Genomic DNA, 18523 nt, shown 5'->3' on the forward strand with positions numbered 1-18523 from the left:
TAAATGGACAGTTACATCAACAACCGTACAAAAAACAGTCGCGCGTCCGACCTCGTTTGGGCAAGAGGGAAAAAAATGCGATAATAAACACGGTTGTCAAAATAACAGGAAAGAGATGACGCATTTACCTAAGTTCTCTACTGCGCTACTCCATCCCCGCCACTGGCTAAGCTGGCTGGGTGTCGGAGCTTTGTGGCTGCTGGTTCAACTTCCTTACCCGGTACTTTACCGTCTCGGCACCTCACTTGGTCGCCTCTCGCTGCGTCTGATGAAGCGACGCTCCCACATCGCGTACCGCAATCTGGAACTCTGTTTTCCCGATATGGACGAAAAAGTGCGCCACGACTGGGTCGTCAAAAACTTTGAGTCCGTCGGAATGGGTCTGATGGAAACCGGCATGGCCTGGTTCTGGTCAGACAAACGCATGGCACGCTGGAGCGAAGCCAGCGGCGTGGAGCACATCCGGGCGCTGGAAGCAGAGAACAAAGGCATTCTGCTGATCGGCATTCACTTCCTGACGCTGGAAATTGGGGCCCGCATGTTCGGCCTGCACGCCTCTCCGGGGATTGGCGTTTATCGCCCGAATGATAACCCGGTAATCGATCTGGTCCAGACCTGGGGCCGCATGCGCTCCAATAAAGACATGCTCGATCGCAAAGATTTGAAAGGGATGATTCGCTCCCTGAAGAATGGCGAAGTCATCTGGTACGCACCGGACCATGACTACGGTCCTCAGGGCAGCGTGTTTGTCCCATTGTTTGGCGTGGATCAGGCGGCAACCACTTCTGGCACCTATACTCTGGCGCGCATGTCAAAAGCCTGTATCGTGCCTTTCGTTCCCCGCCGCAAGCCTAACGGCAAAGGCTATGAGCTCATCATCCTTGAACCGGAATGCGCACCGCCGCTGGACGATGCTGAAACCACCGCGGCCTGGATGAATAAAGTAATCGAGAAATGCATTCTCATGGCCCCAGAGCAGTATATGTGGCTGCACCGTCGCTTTAAAACGCGCCCGCAAGGCATGCCTTCGCGTTACTGATCTCAAGCCCCGAACCGGGGCTTTTTCTTTGCCTTTTTCTTCTCTGGTTCATCGCTGCGGATTGCAGTCATGATTTAGCAAGCGCATAATTAGCCTGCTTATCATCTCTTTTTCGACTGACCTTGCGCCACAACGCGGAACCCTATGCTCGCCTCAGATGCCCCCATAAACTGGAAACGGAATCTCACCATTGCCTGGATTGGCTGTTTTCTTACCGGCGCCGCCTTCAGCCTGGTGATGCCCTTCCTGCCCCTCTACGTTGAACAGCTTGGCGTTGCTGGCCACGGCGCGCTGAACATGTGGTCCGGACTGGTTTTCAGCATCACCTTCCTGTTTTCAGCCATAGCCTCACCGTTCTGGGGCAGTCTTGCGGACCGTAAAGGCCGCAAGATAATGCTGCTGCGTTCAGCGCTCGGGATGTCGATAGTGATGGTGATGATGGGCCTGGCGCAGAATATTTGGCAATTTCTGGTTCTGCGGGCATTGCTCGGGCTGCTCGGCGGCTTTGTGCCCAACGCCAATGCGCTTATCGCGACACAAATCCCCCGCCACAAAAGCGGCTGGGCGCTGGGAACCCTTTCGACCGGTGCCGTCAGTGGCGCTCTGCTCGGCCCGTTGGCTGGCGGTTTGCTGGCAGACAGCTACGGCCTGCGTCCTGTATTCTTTATGACGGCAAGCGTCCTGTTTCTGTGCTTTGTACTCACGCTGTTTCTGATTCGCGAGCAGTTCGAGCCAGTAGCCAAGAAAGAGATGCTACATGCCAGGGACGTCATTGCGTCGCTGAAAAGCCCGAAACTGGTGCTGAGCCTGTTTGTCACCACCCTGATTATTCAGGTCGCCACAGGCTCGATAGCCCCTATTCTGACGCTTTATGTCCGCGAACTGGCCGGTAACGTCAGTAATATCGCGTTTATCAGCGGTATGATTGCGTCTGTCCCCGGCGTTGCGGCGCTGATGAGCGCCCCGCGGCTGGGCAAGCTCGGCGACAGAATCGGCCCGGAAAAAATCCTGATAGCCGCGCTGGTCATTTCCGTTTTGTTGCTCATTCCCATGGCGTTCGTGCAGTCGCCGTGGCAGCTTGGCCTGCTGCGCTTCCTGCTCGGCGCGGCCGATGGTGCGCTGCTCCCCGCCGTGCAGACACTGCTGGTTTACAACTCCACTAACCAGATTGCCGGGCGCATCTTCAGCTACAACCAGTCGTTTCGTGATATTGGCAACGTCACCGGACCGCTGATTGGCGCGTCGGTTTCCGCCAGCTACGGCTTTCGTACGGTCTTTTTCGTTACCGCAGGTGTGGTGCTGTTCAACGCCATCTATACGGGCTTCAGCCTGCGCCGCACGCGGCAGGCACTGGGTTCCTCTGCGGAAAGTGACGAAGAGCGCCAGGCGGTCAGTTAATCCATCCGAATGATTTTTGGCCGGTCGTCCTTGCGAAACCGGATCTTCGTCTATTCTTTCGAAGAAACCACATCAACCCGCAGGGAGAATGAGATGACCATGTATGCCACGCTCGACGAAGCTATTGATGCGGCACGCGAAGAGTTTATCGCCAACAGCCCCAACGCCGGAGAGGATGAGCTCTCCGTTCAGCAGCTGAACCTCCAGAAATACATCCTTCAGGATGGCGACATCATGTGGCAGGCGGAGTTTTTTGCCGATGAGGGGGAAGAAGGCGAATGCCTGCCGATGGTAAGCGGTGAAGGCGCGCAAAGCGTGTTTGACGGGGACTTCGATGAGATCGAATTAACCCAGGAGTGGATTGAAGAAAACACGCTGCACGAATGGGATGAAGGCGAGTTTCAGCTTGAGCCGCCGCTGGACACCGAAGAGGGTCAGACGGCAGCCGACGAGTGGGATGAACGCTGATTATTCATAAGGGCCGTGGTGTGCATCAATCGGCAGCAGCAGGGTGTCAAAAACCAGCGAGAACGGCAGATCGAGAATGGTGATATAGCGCCATGCCGAATCGCGGACGTCCCACTGAACGCCCGGGTAATACTGATTGCCGTGCCCCTGCCCCGGAATGGTCCGGCTGATAATGCTACCGCAGCCGCTCAGCAGCATCGCCATTACGCCGATCATCGCGACCTTCATTACCCTGTTTTTCATCTTCACCTCAGATAAAAAAATACCGGCCAACTGACCGGTATTTTACTTTTTAGACGTCTTCTGACCGTTATGCTTTCGCTTTCAACGCCAGCGGATTGAGCTTAATCGCCGAATAGTGGCTCACCCAGGAGGAGTATTTCTCCGGAGAGGACCAGACGCGATAGTGCATACGCGCCATGGTCATCGGGTCGCTCAGCAGCACCAGGCGACGGTCGCGGGTCAGCTTGTCCGGCGTTTCGTTCAGCGCCTGTTCGACGTGGCGATCGCGGGCAATCTCCAGCACCTTACTCTCACGGTGACGCGCCGTTGCCATCGCGGTGGCCAGGGCGTTAAAGGACGGGTTGAAGACCGCATGCATAAAGCCATCGTTCAGCGTTCGGGCGCGGTTCAGCTCCACAAAGCGGTCGGTATCCTTCAGCACCTGCGGCGTGTCGTACTCTTCCGGGATCAGGAACAGCTTCGCACGCTTGCTGCGCAGACCGACCGTTGAACGGCTGGAAATCGCCGACACAAACGGGGAGAGGATCAGCGAGAAGACAATCGGTGCCAGCCAGAACAGGAAGCGCAGATCCAGCCACGCCATCCCCACTGCCCACACCAGGCCGAGCAGCATCTGAGAGCCATGACGCATGAACGCTTCACTCCACGGCGTGGAGTCATCGTCACGCTGCGGTGAGTTCCAGACCACTTCCCAGCCCAGGAACGCGCTGACCACAAACACGGTGTGGAACAGCATACGTACCGGCGCCAGCAGCACAGAGAACAGCACTTCAAGCAGCAGGGAGAGCGTCACGCGGATGAAACCACCGTACTCTTTCGGCCCTTTGCACCAGATGAGGATGATACTCAGCAGCTTAGGCAGGAACAGCAGCACCATGGTCGAGGCGAACAGCATGATTGCCAGCTCTGGACGCCACTGCGGCCACACCGGGAACAGCTGACGCGGCTGCAGGAAGTACTGCGGCTCGGTGAGCGCATGCACAACCTGAAGCGCGGTGGATAACGCCAGGAACATAAACCAGAGCGGTGCCGACAGGTAGGACATCACGCCCGTCAGGAACACGGCACGGTGAACCGGGTGCATGCCTTTCACCAGGAACAGGCGGAAGTTCATCAGGTTACCCTGACACCAGCGGCGGTCGCGCTTCAGCTCATCCAGCAGGTTCGGCGGCAGCTCTTCATAAGAGCCCGGCAAATCGTAGGCAATCCACACGCCCCAGCCTGCACGACGCATCAGCGCCGCTTCGACGAAGTCATGAGAAAGAATAGAGCCTGCGAAGTTACCTTCACCCGGCAGCGGCGCCAGCGCACAGTGCTCGATGAATGGCTTCACGCGGATAATGGCGTTGTGACCCCAGTAGTGCGATTCACCCAGCTGCCAGAAGTGCAGGCCTGCGGTAAACAACGGGCCGTAAACGCGGGTGGCAAACTGCTGACAGCGCGCATACAGCGTGTCCATGCCGGACGCTTTTGGCGAAGACTGAATGATACCCGCATTCGGGTTGGCTTCCATCAGACGCACCAGGCCGCACAGGCAGTCACCGGACATCACGGAGTCCGCATCCAGCACCACCATGTAGCTGTACTGATTGCCCCAGCGACGGCAGAAGTCATCGATGTTACCGCTTTTACGCTTCACGCGACGACGACGACGACGGTAGAAGATCTGCCCTTCACCCTGCACTTCCGCAATCAGCTCCATCCAGGCTTTCTGCTCCCGCATGCAGATATCCGCATCGTAGCTGTCGCTCAGGATGTAGACGTCAAAGTGCTCCTTGTTGCCGGTGGCTTTCACCGACTCCCAGGTAGCACGCAGGCCCGCGAATACGCGGTCCACGTCTTCATTACAGATAGGCATGATTAGCGCGGTGCGGTGTTCAGGATTCAGCGCCTCGTCACCGACGGTCGACGCAGAAATACTGTATTTATCGCGGCCAATCAGCAATTGCAGGAAGCCCATCAGCGCGGTCCAGAAGCCGGCGGAAACCCAGCAGAACAGGACAGCAAACAGAATCAGGATCCCCGTTTGCAGCACGTAAGGCAGCAGCTGCATAAAGGAAACCCACAGATCCTGCCCGCGCATGTCCAGCGGGTTGATCAGCGCCCAGCCCTGATACGGCAGAATGGTCTTCATGTACCAGGTCGCGACCACGGTTTGCGCCAGGGTCAGCAGCAGAAGGATGTAACGTCGGATGGTGCCGACGGTACGCCATTTGGCTTCATGCTCGCGCTCTTCCTGGGTCAGACGGGCCAGATAGCGCGGCTGTACGTCGCGCCCAAGCATTCTGTCCCAGAAGCGGCCAATTGGGTTGGTGCGCCACGGGTCGGGGAACATCGAAGAACGCGTAGCTTTTGGCATTGCCTCCAGCTGGGTGCGCCCCTCATCGTCTTTAATAAGCTGCCCTTCTGCCAGCGAGTCCGGCCACGCCTGCTCAAGACGTGCCTTTACAGAGCCGAGCGGTGAATCATCTTCACGCGCAATTGGCGTCTGCTCCGCATCCAGCGCCTGGTGCAGGGCACGAAAATCGCTGGTCGGCAATGCTGCTTTCTCAGCATCTGAGAGCGGCATGGCATTGATATACTCGTTTATCTTATTCATTGGCAGGTAGCTGATAGCTCCAGGTTTCGCTCAGCGTCTGATCGCCATTGACCAGCGCCGCACGCATGTCGGTCGTTTTCTTCACGTCTTTGACTTTCACACGCATCGTCAGGCGCCAGCCTTTAGTGATCGGGTTATAGCGAACGTTGCTGTCCACGATTTCCCCGTTATCGCCAATGCTGGTCTGCGCCGTCACCGGCGTGTCCTGCGGCATTTTTTTCATGTCTGCGCCGGTGAAATCAACCACAAACGCGGTAGTCCCATCTGGCTGACGGATCAGGTTCGATTGCTTCACGTCACCCGTTGAGCGACGCGTCTGCATGACATACGCGCTGTCCGGCGCGTGCAGCTTATCTTCATCACGGCTGAAGGTGATGCTGTAGCTGTAGTTCATCTCTTTCCCGGCTTCCGGCAGCTGATCCGGCGTCCAGTAAGCGACGATGTTGTCATTGGTTTCATCGTTGGTTGGAATTTCCACCAGTTCGATTTTACCTTTGCCCCAGTCGCCTTTCGGGGTGATCCACGCGCTTGGGCGCAGGTCATAACGATCGTCGAGATCTTCATAGCGAGAGAACTGACGACCGCGCTGCAGCAGACCGAAGCCCTGCGGGTTCTCGGTTGCATAGCTGCTGACGGCCAGGTGTTTCGGGTTGTTCAGCGGACGCCAGATCCACTCTCCGTTGCCAGCCAGAATCGACAGGCCGTTGGAGTCATGCAGCTCCGGACGGAAGTTGGTGGTTGGCGATGGCTGGTTCGGCCCGAACAGGAACATGCTGGTCAACGGCGCGACGCCCAGTTTGCCCACTTTATCGCGCAGATAAACTTTGGACTGCACATCAACGACGGTATCGCGGCCTGGCATCACCACAAAGCGGTATGCGCCGGTCGCACGAGGGGAATCCAGCAGTGCATAAATAGTCAGGCGCTTATCGGTAGGTTTTGGATGTTCAATCCAGAACGTACGGAAACGCGGGAACTCTTCACCGGAAGGCAACGCGGTGTCGATAGCAAGGCCACGGGCGGACAGACCATAGGTCTGGCCCTGACCGAGAACGCGGAAATAGCTGGCTCCGAGCATGCTGACGATTTCGTCGTTTTTATCTTTGCTGTTGATCGGATACAGCACTTTGAACCCGGCAAAACCCAGATCCTTGACGGTGTCTTTATCGTGCTGAACATTGCCAAAATTGAAGTAGTCCGGGCTGTATTTGATTTTCTTAACCGAGGTGGCAGTCACTTCGTTGATGGCTACCGGCGTATCGAAATACATTCCCTGATGATAGAACTCGAGCTTGAAAGGTGTCTTAGTCTTGCTCCAGTAAGCTTTATCATGATTGAACTGAATTTGCTGATAGTCCGCGTATTTCATGTCGCGGAAAACAGAGGGCAGGTTACTTTTTGGGGCTTCGTAGCCCTTGCCGGCGAGTGCTTTCGCTTCCTTCGCGACATCGTCAATACTGAACGCCCATGCAGATGAAGTACACAGGGACAACATTACGGCTGCGCCTAACCAACGCAGTTTCATCATCTGTGGTTTATTTTTCATAATTAGTAAGCACTTCCCCCTTTGTGTGCTTAAATCGATCCGATCCATTTTACTGGAAACTCAGGCAATCCGACAACATAATCCCCATTTTGTTCGGCTCAAAGGCCTATGGATTAAACAGCCTGCCGCTTCTGTCTTATTTTTACGCATAACTCTTAAAGACAGGTTCCCGGACTTGGTGTAGGGTTGCTCGAATTTAGCCGTTATTGCCCTGTCCGATAAGACGATTAGTCTGAGATTTCATTGACTTTATGAATAATGTACCGACACAACGTGAATATTTTCTCGACTCCATCCGCGCCTGGCTGATGCTGCTCGGGATCCCTTTCCACATTTCACTGATCTATTCCAGCCACACCTGGCATGTGAACAGCCTCGAACCTTCGTGGTGGCTAACGCTGTTCAACGATTTTATTCACTCCTTCCGCATGCAGGTCTTCTTCGTTATTTCTGGGTATTTTTCCTACATGCTGTTTTTACGCTATCCGATGAAGAAGTGGTGGACGGTGCGCGTTGAACGCGTTGGCATCCCGATGCTGACCGCTATTCCGCTGCTGACGCTGCCGCAGTTTCTGATGCTCCAGCACGTCAAAGGCAAGACGGAAAGCTGGCATACCCTCACCGGTTACCAGAAGTACAATACGTTGGCCTGGGAGCTGATTTCGCACCTGTGGTTCCTGTTGGTACTGGTGGTCCTGACCACGCTTGGCCTGGCGCTGTTCCACTGGATCAAAAAGCGCCAGCAGGCGGCGATTGTTGCCTTCTTCCGCAACGTCACCATGGGTCAGTTGACCGGGCTTTTCCTGATGCTGGGCATCGTCTACGCCATCATCCGCCGAACGCTTTTCATCGTCTATCCCCCCATCCTGAGCGACGGCCTGTTCAACTTTGTAGTGATGCAGACGCTGTTCTATCTGCCGTTCTTTATTCTCGGCGCACAGGCCTTCGTCAACCCGCGCCTGAAAGAACTGTTTACGACACCTTCCCCGTGGTGCATGGCGGGCGCGCTGCTCGGCTTCATTGCCTACCGCCTCAACCAGCATTACGGCTCGGGCGATGCCTGGATGTATGAAACCGAATATGTGATAACCATGGTACTGGGACTGTGGATGGTGAACGTTGTCTTCGCCTTCGGCCACCGGATGCTGAACTTCAAATCCAGCCGGGTGACCTACTTCGTTAACGCTTCGCTGTTCATCTACCTGGTGCACCATCCGTTGACGCTGCTCTATGGCGCGTGGATTGCCCCGGTTATCCACTCAAATGCGCTTGGCTTCATTACCGGCCTGGTGTTCGTGGTTGGCATCGCCGTTATCCTTTATGAATTGCATCTGCGCGTGCCGCTGTTGCGCTTCCTCTTTTCCGGCAAGCCGCAGACGCCGCAAAATAAGCCACAGGCTGCCGCATAATCCCTTCTGGCCAGGTTGTTGCAGGACAGCCTGGCTATAACAGCCATTCAACAGGCAGAACATACGCCACCAGCACCAGCAGTCGTTGCCAGATCGTCGCCATCGGTTCTTTGTGCAACACCCTCTCCTCGCCATCTTCGCTGTCGACCCAATGAATTTTGCCCCAGCGGCTGAGTCGCAATTGCCAGGCGGCGTTACGCTGGCTGTGTAAAAATCGTCGGTGGATCCGTCTGGCCAGACTTTCGCTGTCGATAACCAGCCCCATTTCCGTATTCAGCAAAGCTGAACGGGGATCAAAATTGAAAGAACCGATAAACACGGTTTTGCCATCGATGCTGAACGTCTTCGCATGGAGGCTGGAGCCGGAATTCCCGGTCAGGCCACGATCGTGCAGTTCAGGGCGCGGCCGGTTCGTGGGCTTAATTTCATACAGTTCAACGCCGTGGCGCAGCAATTTTTTACGCCAGCGAGCATAGCCTGCATGGACGACCGCCACGTCATTGGCCGCGAGGGAATTGGTCATAATGGCAACTTTGACCCCTTTTCGTACCAGTTTCAGGATTTGCGCCACTCCCGCACGGCCAGGCACAAAATAGGCAGAAATAATGTCGATTTGCGAATCCGGCGTGCCCATCACTTTGCGAAGACGTTCCGCCAACAGCGTTTTTGGGGCCGCTTTGCCTTGCCCTTTAAGGGGATCGTCGCTGAGCATTCTGCTCTTCGCGCGAATAAAAGGCAGCGTCCCCTGCCCCATTCGCCGGACGATGTCCGTGCTCGCCACCTTTTCCAGATAGCGTTCTGCCGCCGCCTTCTGCTCTTCATCGAATTCAAGCCCTGCATCTTCCGACAAAGCTTCTGATGACAGTACCTGCTCAAGCGTCGCGACCGACTCAGACTGCCAGTAGCGTTCGAAATCCTGCTCCACCTCCTGCACCACATGTCCTGTTGCCAGCACGTCGAGATCGGTAAACAGAGGCTCCTCGCCAATGCCAAAATAGGCATCACCGACGTTGCGGCCGCCAACGATGGTCGCTTCGCCATCGGCGCTGAAACTTTTGTTATGCATCCGGCGATTAAGACGGGCAAAGTCGGTGAGATACCCCAGCATTCGCAGGGTACGAAAAGAGAAAGGATTGAACAGCCGCACTTCAATATTAGGATGCGCATCCAGCGCACGCAGAGTGTCATCCAGACCAGCGGTGTTGTTGTCATCGAGCAACAGGCGCACCTTCACCCCGCGTGCGGCAGCGTCCAGCAGAGTCTGAAACAACAGGCATCCGGACACGTCGTCTTCCCAGATATAGTACTGAATATCCAGGGTCCGCTCGGCAAGTTGCGCCAGCTGATAGCGGGCGGCAAAGGCTTCCAGGCTGTCTTCAAGCGTGTAAAGCCCACAGTAATCTGACAGAGGCTTATCAGCAGGAGACAGGGCGCGATCCAGAGGGGTCATGCATTCTCCTGCCAGACGTTCACTTAGCTACAAGTTTAGACGAAGCAGGAGAAAGTGCTGATGGGTAAAGGTGTTAACGATAATCCACGGTCACAATACCGAGGGTTTTTTGCGGGTTAATGTAACGCATGCTGACGGTAGCCGCATCATTGTTAACCATTTTGCCCGCTGCGGCTTGTTGATAAGAGATGGTGGAGGTGTGCACCTCTCCATTACGGTAACAACTCATCGAAATATGTTGCGCACGGGTACCGATATTACAGGGGTCTTCAACAATAGCGCCGACAAAGTGAATCACGCCGCCCTGAGCCTGAGTAGATGAAGCGCTCACCGCGCCAGCAAACAGCGCTGAAGACAAACAAACTGCAGTACATAACTGTTGAGTTAAGGTTTTCATCGCGTAGCTCCGAGAAAGCAATCGTCCCTGAGACTGTTAATGCGCACGTTGCCCTGCCCCGTGCGAACTGCATCACGACACGTAAACCCTCAACATAAAAAGTAATCAGCCTTATGAATAAATGCCAATCTATTCATTCATAAAAAACATTATCGGCTAGGTTCGTTCTGCGTTGGGCCACTGCGCTGAGAGGTGCAGCGACTGCCCGTCCGTCAGCATGACCACCACTTTTACCGTGTCGTTCTGCGAGATATTTAATTGCATCCTGGATACATCTATCGGCTGATTGGCGGGCAAACTTAAATTTTTTCTCTGCTGAATGTTGCTAGTGCCGCCCGCGCCTTCACGAATCGTCTGGATGCTGATCTGGCACTGGCATGGCTGCGTCACCGTCACCTGCGGGGTAATCGTATACATATCGCCCTGGTGAGTGACGTTAAAAGCAATGCTGTTGGTTAACGCTGCGGCGATCAATAAGCTGTTCATGACATCCTCCAATAAAAAAAACAGGGCGCAGGCCCTGTTTTTTATAGTCTGAAAACCAGATTAGTGCTGGTAAACGTTAGCCCAGTTACCAGAACCGTGCTGAGTAACGTTAACAAGTGAGCTGTCAGCAGTCTGATTGACGGTCGCGGAGTTGCCGCCACCCCAGCCGAAGAGGTTGGACTGAGTCACGTTGATAGTAGAGTTATCACCGGTTTGCAGGGTATTAGCGCTGTTACCAAACCCAGACTGGCTGATGTTGATATCGCTGTTGTAAGCGCTGCTTTGGGTCGCCAGGGCCAGGTTATTGAAGCCCTGCTGGCTGATATTCACATCAGCATATTTAGAGGCACTCTGGTCAACGCTTGCGCCGTTGTTACCACCCGCCTGATAAATATTCACAGTTTCATTGCTTGAGTTTTGTGGCAGAGATGGGCCGCCGCCACCACCACCAGGGCCACCACCGTAGCCACCTGCAAATGCACTACCAGATACAAGAACCATTGCAATCATAGACATTTTAATATTCATAAAACCCCCATTGGCTTGATAGTATTCGTCGGTGGTCGATTAACGTGTAATAACACGCACGGCCATTTGCGACGAGTTTTGCACAATAACTGTTTTACTACCTACGGACTGCTGTTGTGAAATACTTGCGCGATTACCCGAACCTCGTTGAATAATAACACCGGTATTTCCATAGCCTGATTGGCTAATATCTGCATCATTACTATTTCCGGCCTGATCTACGTAGGCCAGATTGTACCCGCCAGACTGGGACACATCAGACTGATTGTTGTTACCTCTTTGAGAAACAACAGCAATTTGATGGTTACCATCCTGCTGAGCATTCGCGCCATTCCCATAACCTCGCTGATCGACAATAGCAGTTTGATTAGTGAAGTCAGAGTTAAGCCCATTGGCGACCAGATTATATTCTGAGCTGGCCAGATCATAACCCGATGCAGCTACTAATCCAGGTATCGCCAGCAGTGATAACGACAAAAAAAAGACTTTCTTGTTCATGTTCCACCCGCTTGAATCCTGGCAAATTCATTCCTGTTAAATAACGCCGCGGTTGTTGTTAATGCGACGTTACGATGAACAGTATGTTGCTGACCGAAATTAAAAGGTGTCACCCGCAAGGTTGATTTTAATTTTTTAGGATCATTCCTAAGTATGAGAATTACGCTATGTCGCGGTGTTTAAATAAAATTATTACTTTCCCTATTTGCAGAAGATATCCCGAATAGCGGATAAGCTTATAAATCAACATCTTTAGCTGTTGAAAGAAAAACCCAGCGCGGAGATCAGGATCGCGATCTCATTTAGCCAAAATTTTCCTGAGCTAAAGCCGTTACGAATGACATTATTATTAAAGGAAAAATTGCATTCAAATGATTGATAATATATTTAATAAAAATCATACAGTTATCTAATTTGTGTGATTTATTAAATTGATGCACCTTTATTATCATGTACAACTTTATCATCACTTCTAAATGAATTACCTATCTAAAATTTACATTTTAATATTCGAATTTACATTTTGTAACAGTGTTTGATCTTGCTTAAAAATTGGTAATGACTAGATTGAAATCAGAAGTACCTAATATTGTTTTATTGACATTTTACCCACCTTAGGGTTTTCGACTTAACGTATACACAGCAATGCAGCCTCAATCAGTACCTCTGGAACCCCGTATTTTTACGGGGAGGCTGATAGCTGCTATAAAACATTGGAGTTTCATCATGTTAAATGAAGTCCATAGTTTAGGCAGTACGCTCGTACTTGTGACCAAGCCGTCTTTGCAGGCCAGCGCCCTTTTGCAATATCTGAAGTCAACGCTGGATATTTCAGGGAAAGTGCAAAATATTCATAGAATTATCGAAGAAATGGTGCCCGACAGCATTATGATTTTCGATATGATGGAGGCGGATAAAAGGCTGGTCGGACAATGGCAGGAAAATTTAGGCCGTAAAAACAACGGGATGAAACTGGTGTTGCTCAATACACCCGAAGAGTACCCCTTCAAGGATATCGAAAACTGGCCGCATATTAACGGTGTCTTTTACAACAATGAAACTGAATCACGTTTGATCGAAGGGTTGAACATGATTATGCAGGGTGAATGTTATTTTTCGCATAAGCTCGCGAGCTATTTAATTACCCATTCAGGCAATTATCGTTACAACAGTGCGGAAAGCGCAATGCTCACGCAGCGTGAACGAGAAATTCTGAATAAACTTCGGGTCGGGGCCTCCAATGTGGAAATTGCCCGCTCGCTGTTCATTAGTGAAAACACCGTAAAAACTCATCTCTATAATCTTTTCAAGAAGCTAGCCGTAAAAAACCGGACTCAGGCCGTCTCCTGGGCCAATGATAATCTCAGGCGTTAAGTTTACAGGCAAACACCATGAAACGTTCCCTGTGCTGGCTTGTAGCGGCCAACCTGCTGCTGCTTGCGCCCTCCGTATACGCTGCTCGTGCTGCCGGAGAGGTTGAAATACCGGGTATCGTGGCCGACCACACCGTTTCTTCAGTGGGGCATGATTTTTATCGCGCCTTTACCGATAAATGGGCCAGTACGACCCGGGAGAATTTGTCCATAAATGAAAGGCCCAGCGCTCGCTGGGGAAGCTGGATCACCATTACAGTCAATCAGGACATTATGTTTCAGACGTTTTTATTTCCGATAAAACGGGATTTTGACAAGACCGTAGACGCAGCACTGCAGATAACGCAGGACGCGATCAATAAACGTCAAATCGACCAGTCTTTATTAAAAACGGACGATCTGGCACACGATGAATTTTAAACATAGAGGGTGGAGGCAATCATGCGTATCGCCTGTACTGTCGCTTTGCTCGCATTTATTACACCAGCAAGTTGGGCCGGTAATATGGTTTTTCAGTTCGTTAACCCGAACTTCGGTGGAAACCCTAATAACGGCGCATTTTTGCTCAATGAAGCCCAGGCGCAAAACTCCTATAAAGCACCTGGCGGTGACGATTTTGGTTATACAGCACCTTCCGCGCTGGATAACTTTACGTCAGCTATCCAGTCACAGCTGTTGAGTGGCCTGCTGGGTAACGTCGCGACCGGTAAACCCGGACGCCTCGTCACCAACGACTTTATTGTCGATATACAGAACAGCAATGGCCTGCTCACGCTTAACGTGACGGACAGGAGTACCGGGAAAACCTCGACGATTCAGGTCTCCGGGGTCACACAAACCGCAAGTGACCAATAGTCATCGACCCGAACAGGATAATAATCATGAAACGTTTATTTGTACTTCTGGTGGTCGTCTTGCTCAGTGGCTGTCTGACCGCCCCGCCGAAAGAGGCTGCAAAACCGACGTTGATGCCAAGGGCACAGAGCTATCGTGACCTGACTCACTTACCTAATCCACAAGGTAAGCTGTATGTTTCCGTCTACAACATTCAGGATGAAACGGGGCAATTTAAACCTTACCCGGCAAGTAACTTCTCCACCGCAGTGCCACAGAGTGCTACGGCCATGCTGGTAACGGCCCTGAAGGACTCCAAATGGTTTATTCCGCTGGAACGTCAGGGATTACAGAACCTGCTTAATGAACGTAAAATTATTCGCGCAGCCCAGGAAAACGGCAACGTAGGGGCGAATAACCGCGCGCCGCTTCAGGCATTAAGCTCAGCGAACATTATTGTTGAAGGATCTATCATTGGTTACGAAAGTAACGTGAAATCCGGCGGTATCGGCGCGCGTTATTTCGGAATCGGGGGCGATACCCAATATCAGCTTGACCAGATTGCAGTGAACCTTCGCGTGATTAACGTCAGCACAGGTGAAGTGCTTTCCTCCGTGAACACCAGTAAGACCATTTTGTCTTATGAAGTTCAGGCTGGCGTATTCCGCTTTATTGACTATCAGCGTTTACTCGAAGGTGAAGTGGGATATACCTCGAATGAACCTGTCATGCTGTGCCTGATGTCAGCGATTGAAACCGGCGTGATTTACCTGATTAACGACGGTATCGAACGTGGGCTGTGGAACCTGCAAAGTTCCGCTGAAGTGAATAACCCAATTCTTGCGAAATATCGCGACATGGCTTCCCCTCCGGAATCCTGATACAGGTCACTGGCAAAAAAAAGCGTAGCTCCGAGGCTACGCTTTTTTATTATGGCTTCACGGTATTGTCCGCCGCCTGCCGCCGGGTAATCCAGGCCGCAAGCCACAATCCACTGTTCTTCATGGCATAGCCAAAAAGCAGCCCTACCACCAGCGAAGGCACAACCAGCTTCCAGTCACCCTGCCCGGCGAAGGTCGCGCAGGCGCCGATAAAGGTGCCGGGCACGAACGACAGCAAAACCTGTTTCGCCTGCACGCACATCAGAAACGCGACAACGCCGGTCATGACGTAGCCGAGGATCTCCAGATGCGGCGCCAGCGCGCTGCCGTGGATAATCACCAGCGCCCACACCACACCACTCATTACGGTGGCAGAGGCAATCGCCAACCCTTTTACCCCACCCTGTGGGCAGGCAAAGTACGCGGTGCAGCCGAGAAAACCCGCCCAGCTGAGCAGGCCGAGAGACACGGCAACCCAACCCCAAAGGCCGGAGAGAATACCCGTTGTCAGTGCGAGAGAGAGAAGTATGTTCATGCGGCGCATCATAGCAGATGCGCCGCATTCAGATGAGATCGTACGCACAATATTTGCAACGCATAGCGTGTCGTTACATTTGCAATGCGATGTAAATCACACTTTACTGTTCGTCGTCTTCCGAGATCTCATCCCACATGGCCGAAATGGCTTCGCGGGTTAAAGTGGCCGTTGTGCGCCAGAATGGTGTGGTGGCATGGGCTTCCACTTTTCCAAGGAATGTCCCCACCCACGGCAGGAGGTATTCGCTGAACAGCGTGTCCACGGCTTCACTTTCATCTTCTGCGGCGTTGTCTTCCAGCCAGGAAGCGGCCAGCAGCAGCGTACCGATATGATCGGCAGGCGTGTCGCTCAGCGGCATACCACGGGAAGAGAGAAAACTGCGCACTTCTGCTTCTGTTGCCCCATCGACCCAGGCGCTGCGGTACGGGGAGACGCTGCACTCTTCCCCAACAAACAGCGCGTTGTAGTCCGTTGCCACCTGCTGCATGTCACAGCTTTTTTGCAGACGCTCCAGCAGCTCGTCCTGCTCCAGCGGCCAGCTTGCCGCCAGTTTCCCCTCACGGATCAGGGTAAAGAGCGGAACCAGCAAAGGATCCTGCGGCTGACGATAGTACAAAGAGCCCAGCACGCGGCAGAGGATTGAAAACTCGTTCATTCATTTATTCCATTAAGACAGTTAAAGAGCAGACAGTTCAGTAATCGGCGGCACGCCGCGCGATTCAAGGAAGTCGAGGAAACGGCGCGGCGTCACGTTGAGAATACGATCCTCGGGGAAATCGACAGCATCCAGAACTTTTCGACACTCGGTAAATTCGCCGAGCGTAAAGGCTGTGTGGGAATCTGACCCCAGTGCGACCCAGCCACCGGCATCGCGAACGGCGGCTGCCACTGCGCGACAGTTGTCTTCGCTGCCCGGACGGGAGGACACAAAGGAGGAGTTGTTGATTTCCAGTGCCACATGATGTTTTGCCGCAGCCTCCGCGACCGCCTGAATATCAATCGGGTATTTTGGGTTGCCCGGGTGGCTAATCATGTGCACGTTGCCGCTGGCAATGGTCGCGATCATCGCCTCTGTGTGAGTGGTTTTATCCTGCGGTGGGAAGACCGGCTCGTGGAAGCCCGCAATAATGAAATCAAGCGCCGTCAGCATCGGACCGGTGCAGTCGATTTCACCGATTGTGTTTTTGATGTTCGCCTCAATGCCCCGCAATATGCCCACGCCATCGACCATGCGCGGCCAGATGCGCATATTGACGAAATGCCAGTAGTGCGGCGCGTCGGCCATATCCGGGCCGTGATCGGTAATCGCAAACAGCTTAATACCTTTGCGCTTTGCCTCTGCAATATAGTCGTGAAGGGTGCTGTAAGCGTGGGTACTGGCGACGGTATGCATATGCAGGTCAACAGGATACATCACATTCTCCTTTCTTTTATTCAGTCCAGGCATAGCAGGAATAGCTGGCCATCTTAATAAGCCCAAGCATAGCAGGAATACCCGGCCTTTATTAGCGAAAAACCCGGCCAGGCCGGGTTGTACTCAGTATCCGCGGGCCCTGTCGACCTGCCCGGTGACGGCCTCACCCCGTTCCAGCCCGGTGATGGTTTTACTGATATAGGCAATGGCTTCCTGCGGACGAGTGACTGCCGCGACGTGTGGCGTCATTGCCACGCGAGGATGGCGCCAGAGCGGGCTTTCAACAGGCAGCGGCTCGCGGCTGAACACGTCCAGCATCGCCCCTTTCACTTTTCCGTTCTCCAGCGCACGCAGCAGATCGTCTTCATTAACATGTACGCCGCGGGCAAGATTCAGCAGGTAGCTGTTGTCCTGCAACTGCTCCAGCAGCGAGTGGTTGATAATGCCGACGGTTTCCGCCGTATTAGGCAGCAGATTAATCAGCACGCGGGTTTCGCGCAGGAAGTCGCCCATTTCAGCTTCCCCTGCAAAGCTTGTCACACCTGGCCACGCTTTACGGCTGCGGCTCCAGACGCGCACAGGGAATCCCCACGCCAACAGGCTTTCAGCCACTTTGCTGCCGAGCACGCCTGCCCCCATGATGCCAACGGTAAATTCATCCCGCGTGTATTCCGGCAGCGGTTCCCAGCGAGTTTCGAGTTTCTGCGCCTGATAATCATCAAAGCGGCGGAACCAGTGCAGCACCTGGCTGACGGCATATTCCTGCATTTGCAGACCCATCCCGGTATCTTCGAGACGGAACAAAGGAATCGACAGCGGCAGCATCTCCGGATGCGCCTTCAGCTTGCTAAGGATAGAATCCACGCCTGCGCCCAGCGCAAAAACGGCCTTCAGATCGCGTCCCTGTAACATCTCAACCGGCGGATGCCACACCAGAGCATAATCGGCGTGCTGGCTGTCACCCGCTTTCCACTCGCGCACTTTTGCACCCGGCAGGCTTTTTTCCAGGGCGTTAATCCACCAGGCGGTGTCGAAGGTAGGATGGTAGAAGATGATCTCCATTGCAGACTCCTTATTTAATGCGCCTTTATTTACAGATACCCGGCGCGTTTTTCTGATTGTTTTATAGTGGGTTGTCAGCATAGCAAATTTCGACAGGCTGTCAGTGTTTAAAGCCGATGATGAGAAAAAAAGCGAATCGCGCTTATTCTGAAAGCAGGTTGGATGAAGTTTGGCTAATTGCGCGATTTTTCAAAAAAGTTGATTGACGCAAGTTACGCTTTTCCTTACATTACGCCCCGTTCCGGCAACGCCGGGAAGACAATATGGTGAGGTGTCCGAGTGGCTGAAGGAGCACGCCTGGAAAGTGTGTATACGGCAACGTATCGGGGGTTCGAATCCCCCCCTCACCGCCATATTTAA

The 18523-nt window shown here is 53.2% G+C and carries 20 protein-coding genes and 1 tRNA gene; 9 read left to right on the forward strand and 12 right to left on the reverse strand.

The genetic code is table 11. The features are described from left to right. The first annotated feature begins 115 nt into the window (after positions 1 to 115). The 3 genes from CRO87_RS02130 to CRO87_RS02140 all read left to right on the forward strand — a co-directional run bounded on the left by CRO87_RS02130 (position 116) and on the right by CRO87_RS02140 (position 2905). The gene (locus CRO87_RS02130) at positions 116 to 1039 is read left to right on the forward strand and encodes a Kdo(2)-lipid IV(A) acyltransferase (protein WP_097161276.1); all 924 of its coding nucleotides are present in this window, start codon (positions 116 to 118) and stop codon (positions 1037 to 1039) included. A gap of 144 nt (positions 1040 to 1183) precedes the next feature. Then, a complete protein-coding gene (gene mdtG, locus CRO87_RS02135; protein WP_097161277.1) occupies positions 1184 to 2437 on the forward strand; it encodes a multidrug efflux MFS transporter MdtG in 1254 nt (417 codons plus the stop codon). A gap of 93 nt (positions 2438 to 2530) precedes the next feature. Continuing rightward, positions 2531 to 2905 carry a MysB family protein gene (locus CRO87_RS02140; RefSeq protein WP_097161278.1) on the forward strand — a complete coding sequence of 125 codons (375 nt, stop codon included), beginning with the start codon at positions 2531 to 2533 and terminating at the stop codon, positions 2903 to 2905. On the opposite strand, the gene CRO87_RS02145 is transcribed toward CRO87_RS02140, so the two are convergent. The 3 genes from CRO87_RS02145 to mdoG form a co-directional block, all read right to left on the reverse strand. Continuing rightward, positions 2906 to 3133, reverse strand: coding sequence for a YceK/YidQ family lipoprotein (locus CRO87_RS02145; RefSeq protein ID WP_097161306.1), 228 nt, complete (start codon positions 3131 to 3133; stop codon positions 2906 to 2908). Between the two features lie 82 nt (positions 3134 to 3215). Beyond that, positions 3216 to 5747: a glucans biosynthesis glucosyltransferase MdoH gene (gene mdoH / locus CRO87_RS02150; RefSeq protein WP_097161279.1), complete on the reverse strand. Its 2532-nt coding sequence runs from the start codon at positions 5745 to 5747 to the stop codon at positions 3216 to 3218. Beyond that, positions 5740 to 7293, reverse strand: coding sequence for a glucans biosynthesis protein MdoG (gene mdoG / locus CRO87_RS02155; protein ID WP_176504246.1), 1554 nt, complete (start codon positions 7291 to 7293; stop codon positions 5740 to 5742). Before mdoG ends, mdoH begins: the two co-directional genes overlap by 8 nt. A gap of 251 nt (positions 7294 to 7544) precedes the next feature. On the opposite strand from mdoG, the gene mdoC reads away from it, so the two are divergent. After that, entirely contained in the window at positions 7545 to 8702 is a 1158-nt protein-coding gene (mdoC, locus tag CRO87_RS02160; protein ID WP_097161280.1) for a glucans biosynthesis protein MdoC, read from the forward strand. A 34-nt stretch (positions 8703 to 8736) separates the two neighbouring features. On the opposite strand, the gene CRO87_RS02165 is transcribed toward mdoC, so the two are convergent. The 5 genes from CRO87_RS02165 to csgB form a co-directional block, all read right to left on the reverse strand. Beyond that, positions 8737 to 10152, reverse strand: coding sequence for a phospholipase D family protein (locus CRO87_RS02165; protein WP_097161281.1), 1416 nt, complete (start codon positions 10150 to 10152; stop codon positions 8737 to 8739). A 73-nt stretch (positions 10153 to 10225) separates the two neighbouring features. Then, complete coding sequence (locus CRO87_RS02170) at positions 10226 to 10549, reverse strand: hypothetical protein (RefSeq protein ID WP_097161282.1); 324 nt, start codon at positions 10547 to 10549, stop codon at positions 10226 to 10228. Positions 10550 to 10705: 156 nt separating this feature from the next. Beyond that, entirely contained in the window at positions 10706 to 11035 is a 330-nt protein-coding gene (gene csgC / locus CRO87_RS02175) for a curli assembly chaperone CsgC (RefSeq protein ID WP_101706259.1), read from the reverse strand. A 60-nt stretch (positions 11036 to 11095) separates the two neighbouring features. Beyond that, positions 11096 to 11551: a curlin gene (locus CRO87_RS02180; protein WP_255252469.1), complete on the reverse strand. Its 456-nt coding sequence runs from the start codon at positions 11549 to 11551 to the stop codon at positions 11096 to 11098. 51 nt (positions 11552 to 11602) lie between these two features. Continuing rightward, positions 11603 to 12061: a curli minor subunit CsgB gene (csgB, locus tag CRO87_RS02185; protein WP_097161284.1), complete on the reverse strand. Its 459-nt coding sequence runs from the start codon at positions 12059 to 12061 to the stop codon at positions 11603 to 11605. Positions 12062 to 12787: 726 nt separating this feature from the next. Here csgB and csgD point away from each other — a divergent pair. Genes csgD through csgG form a run of 4 tightly spaced genes read left to right on the forward strand, consistent with a single transcriptional unit; the run spans position 12788 to position 15149 of the window. Beyond that, on the forward strand, positions 12788 to 13435 hold the full coding sequence (gene csgD / locus CRO87_RS02190; protein WP_097161285.1) for a biofilm master transcriptional regulator CsgD: 648 nt from the start codon (positions 12788 to 12790) through the stop codon (positions 13433 to 13435). 17 nt (positions 13436 to 13452) lie between these two features. Continuing rightward, positions 13453 to 13854 carry a curli production assembly/transport protein CsgE gene (csgE, locus tag CRO87_RS02195; RefSeq protein ID WP_097161286.1) on the forward strand — a complete coding sequence of 134 codons (402 nt, stop codon included), beginning with the start codon at positions 13453 to 13455 and terminating at the stop codon, positions 13852 to 13854. A 21-nt stretch (positions 13855 to 13875) separates the two neighbouring features. Next, positions 13876 to 14289, forward strand: coding sequence for a curli production assembly/transport protein CsgF (csgF, locus tag CRO87_RS02200; RefSeq protein WP_097161287.1), 414 nt, complete (start codon positions 13876 to 13878; stop codon positions 14287 to 14289). Positions 14290 to 14315: 26 nt separating this feature from the next. Beyond that, positions 14316 to 15149: a curli production assembly/transport protein CsgG gene (gene csgG / locus CRO87_RS02205; RefSeq protein ID WP_097161288.1), complete on the forward strand. Its 834-nt coding sequence runs from the start codon at positions 14316 to 14318 to the stop codon at positions 15147 to 15149. Between the two features lie 49 nt (positions 15150 to 15198). Here csgG and CRO87_RS02210 read toward each other — a convergent pair whose 3' ends face one another. The 4 genes from CRO87_RS02210 to ghrA all read right to left on the reverse strand — a co-directional run bounded on the left by CRO87_RS02210 (position 15199) and on the right by ghrA (position 18163). Then, entirely contained in the window at positions 15199 to 15684 is a 486-nt protein-coding gene (locus CRO87_RS02210; RefSeq protein WP_141398656.1) for a DUF1097 domain-containing protein, read from the reverse strand. 103 nt (positions 15685 to 15787) lie between these two features. Beyond that, entirely contained in the window at positions 15788 to 16342 is a 555-nt protein-coding gene (locus tag CRO87_RS02215) for a molecular chaperone (RefSeq protein ID WP_097161290.1), read from the reverse strand. 21 nt (positions 16343 to 16363) lie between these two features. Continuing rightward, positions 16364 to 17101, reverse strand: coding sequence for a phosphatase (locus tag CRO87_RS02220; RefSeq protein WP_097161291.1), 738 nt, complete (start codon positions 17099 to 17101; stop codon positions 16364 to 16366). 123 nt (positions 17102 to 17224) lie between these two features. Further along, positions 17225 to 18163 carry a glyoxylate/hydroxypyruvate reductase GhrA gene (ghrA, locus tag CRO87_RS02225; protein ID WP_097161292.1) on the reverse strand — a complete coding sequence of 313 codons (939 nt, stop codon included), beginning with the start codon at positions 18161 to 18163 and terminating at the stop codon, positions 17225 to 17227. Between the two features lie 265 nt (positions 18164 to 18428). On the opposite strand from ghrA, the gene CRO87_RS02230 reads away from it, so the two are divergent. Next, positions 18429 to 18516: transfer RNA gene (locus CRO87_RS02230), tRNA-Ser, on the forward strand. The last annotated feature ends 7 nt before the right edge of the window (positions 18517 to 18523 follow it).

The organism is Enterobacter sp. CC120223-11, assembly GCF_900215375.1.
Lineage (GTDB): Bacteria > Pseudomonadota > Gammaproteobacteria > Enterobacterales > Enterobacteriaceae > Scandinavium.

Bases quoted from the DNA above. Each gene is read 5' to 3' on its own strand.
- CRO87_RS02130 (WP_097161276.1), top strand. From the start codon at position 116: ATGACGCATTTACCTAAGTTCTCTACTGCGCTACTCCATCCCCGCCAC.
- mdtG (WP_097161277.1), top strand. From the start codon at position 1,184: ATGCTCGCCTCAGATGCCCCCATAAACTGGAAACGGAATCTCACCATT.
- CRO87_RS02140 (WP_097161278.1), top strand. From the start codon at position 2,531: ATGACCATGTATGCCACGCTCGACGAAGCTATTGATGCGGCACGCGAA.
- CRO87_RS02145 (WP_097161306.1), bottom strand. From the start codon at position 3,133: ATGAAGGTCGCGATGATCGGCGTAATGGCGATGCTGCTGAGCGGCTGC.
- mdoH (WP_097161279.1), bottom strand. From the start codon at position 5,747: ATGAATAAGATAAACGAGTATATCAATGCCATGCCGCTCTCAGATGCT.
- mdoG (WP_176504246.1), bottom strand. From the start codon at position 7,293: ATGAAAAATAAACCACAGATGATGAAACTGCGTTGGTTAGGCGCAGCC.
- mdoC (WP_097161280.1), top strand. From the start codon at position 7,545: ATGAATAATGTACCGACACAACGTGAATATTTTCTCGACTCCATCCGC.
- CRO87_RS02165 (WP_097161281.1), bottom strand. From the start codon at position 10,152: ATGACCCCTCTGGATCGCGCCCTGTCTCCTGCTGATAAGCCTCTGTCA.
- CRO87_RS02170 (WP_097161282.1), bottom strand. From the start codon at position 10,549: ATGAAAACCTTAACTCAACAGTTATGTACTGCAGTTTGTTTGTCTTCA.
- csgC (WP_101706259.1), bottom strand. From the start codon at position 11,035: ATGAACAGCTTATTGATCGCCGCAGCGTTAACCAACAGCATTGCTTTT.
- CRO87_RS02180 (WP_255252469.1), bottom strand. From the start codon at position 11,551: ATGTCTATGATTGCAATGGTTCTTGTATCTGGTAGTGCATTTGCAGGT.
- csgB (WP_097161284.1), bottom strand. From the start codon at position 12,061: ATGAACAAGAAAGTCTTTTTTTTGTCGTTATCACTGCTGGCGATACCT.
- csgD (WP_097161285.1), top strand. From the start codon at position 12,788: ATGTTAAATGAAGTCCATAGTTTAGGCAGTACGCTCGTACTTGTGACC.
- csgE (WP_097161286.1), top strand. From the start codon at position 13,453: ATGAAACGTTCCCTGTGCTGGCTTGTAGCGGCCAACCTGCTGCTGCTT.
- csgF (WP_097161287.1), top strand. From the start codon at position 13,876: ATGCGTATCGCCTGTACTGTCGCTTTGCTCGCATTTATTACACCAGCA.
- csgG (WP_097161288.1), top strand. From the start codon at position 14,316: ATGAAACGTTTATTTGTACTTCTGGTGGTCGTCTTGCTCAGTGGCTGT.
- CRO87_RS02210 (WP_141398656.1), bottom strand. From the start codon at position 15,684: ATGAACATACTTCTCTCTCTCGCACTGACAACGGGTATTCTCTCCGGC.
- CRO87_RS02215 (WP_097161290.1), bottom strand. From the start codon at position 16,342: ATGAACGAGTTTTCAATCCTCTGCCGCGTGCTGGGCTCTTTGTACTAT.
- CRO87_RS02220 (WP_097161291.1), bottom strand. From the start codon at position 17,101: ATGTATCCTGTTGACCTGCATATGCATACCGTCGCCAGTACCCACGCT.
- ghrA (WP_097161292.1), bottom strand. From the start codon at position 18,163: ATGGAGATCATCTTCTACCATCCTACCTTCGACACCGCCTGGTGGATT.